This window comes from Nocardiopsis sp. TNDT3, assembly GCF_003427465.1.
GTDB lineage: Bacteria > Actinomycetota > Actinomycetes > Streptosporangiales > Streptosporangiaceae > Nocardiopsis > Nocardiopsis dassonvillei.
Genome location: NZ_QPFC01000911.1, coordinates 1 through 1,569 on the forward strand (window position 1 = coordinate 1; position 1,569 = coordinate 1,569).

The 1,569-nt window shown below is 72.8% G+C and carries 1 protein-coding gene; it reads right to left on the minus strand.

Going from position 1 to position 1,569, the window contains the following annotated elements; translation table 11 throughout:
- Positions 1-81: 81 nt before the first annotated feature.
- The coding region (locus DQW06_RS21540; RefSeq protein ID WP_117199191.1) for a M20/M25/M40 family metallo-hydrolase at positions 82-1,569 on the minus strand (1,488 nt) is incomplete at its 5' end.

The window sequence follows — 1,569 nt, forward strand, 5'->3', positions numbered from 1 at the left end:
GGGCGGCGTGGAACCGGGGGGTTCACGCCGCCCGCCCTGTTGCGCGGGGGGCGTACGCCCCTCACACGGATCGTGCGCGGACTACCTGAGCCAGCCGTCGCCCAGGCGCGGGAAGTCGGGCGCGGCCGTCGTGCGCAGCACACCGTTCACCGGCAGGGTGCTCTCGGCGAAGAACTCCACGCCGTGCGCACCGGCCGCCGACAGCTCGGCCACCGAGTCCCAGTTGATGTGCTCCATGGTGTCGTCGGCGGTGTGGTAGTACGGGTCGAACTGCTCGCCCGCCGTACCGCCGTACCACTCGACCTGCTCCTCGGTCTTGACGCCGTCGGCGCCGCTGAACAGGCCGCCCGACGGGATGCCCGCGGTCATGAAGGCCTGGTAGTCGCTGCGCCCGCTCAGCACGCCGGGCTCGCTGACCTGGTCCTGGGCGGCGAAGTAGTCCTCGAAGACCTTCGCGATCGCGCCGGAGCCCGACGGGGCGGCCACGGACCCGGGCAGCTCCATCCGGCCGTCCAGCACGAACCGGCCGTAGTTGTGCGAGCCGATCATGTCGAAGTTGAGGTAGAGGGCGATGTCCTCGACCTCCTGCGCGGTCAGGTCCTCCACGTACCGGGTGGAACCGACCAGGCCCTCCTCCTCGGTGCCCCAGAAGGCGAACCGCACCTTGTTGTCGGGCTCCTCCTGCTCGGCCAGCTGGATGGCGGTCTCCAGCAGGAAGGCCGCACCGCTGCCGTTGTCGTTGATGCCGGGGCCGTCCTCGACGCTGTCCAGGTGGCCGCCCACGACCACCACGTTGTCGTCCCGGCCGCCCGGGGTCTCGGCCAGGACGCTGTAGGAGGTCTCGTTGCTGACCTCGGCGTCCACGCTCACCCGCAGCTCCAGGCCCTCGGCGGCCAGCAGCTCCGCGCCCAGCGTTCCGGACACGCCCAGGGCGGGGATGGCCGAGTGCTCGCCCACGGTGCCCAGGAAGACCTCGTCCTCGTTGTTGACCACCAGGGCGGCCGCGGCCCCCGCGGCGGCGGCGTTGTCCACCTTGTCCGAGAACGGGCAGGTGCCGCGCACGGTGATCGCGACCGCGCCCTCGGGGAAGTCGGCGAAGTCGTCGGGGGAGCAGCCGCTCGCGGCGCTGTCGGCGTTGACGGCCACCGCCGGGGCGGTGACGTCGCCCGAGCCGGAGTAGCTCATGGTCGCGTAGTCGGTCTCGGCCTCGTAGGCGACCTGCTCCGGCGCGGTCTGGGCGAGGACGGCCGGGGAGTTCTCCCGCCACAGCTCGTACTCGTACTCGTGCCGGTAGGGCTCGTACCCGGCGCGCTCCAGCTGGTCCTCGATGTAGAGGGCGGCGACGTCGTAGCCGGGGGTGTTCGTGGCCCGGTTGCCGCCGTTGTACTCGGCGATGGTGTCGAGGTTCTCCAGGTGCTCGCGGATGGCCTCCGCACTCACCCGCTCCGACAGCGGCGGGTCCTCGCCCGGCCTGCCCGCGTGCGCGGGCGGCCCCGCGTGCCCGGGGGCTCCGGAGTGGTCCGGGGGCCCGGCGTGCCCGGGCGGCCCGGGTTCGGCGTGGGCGGGGGA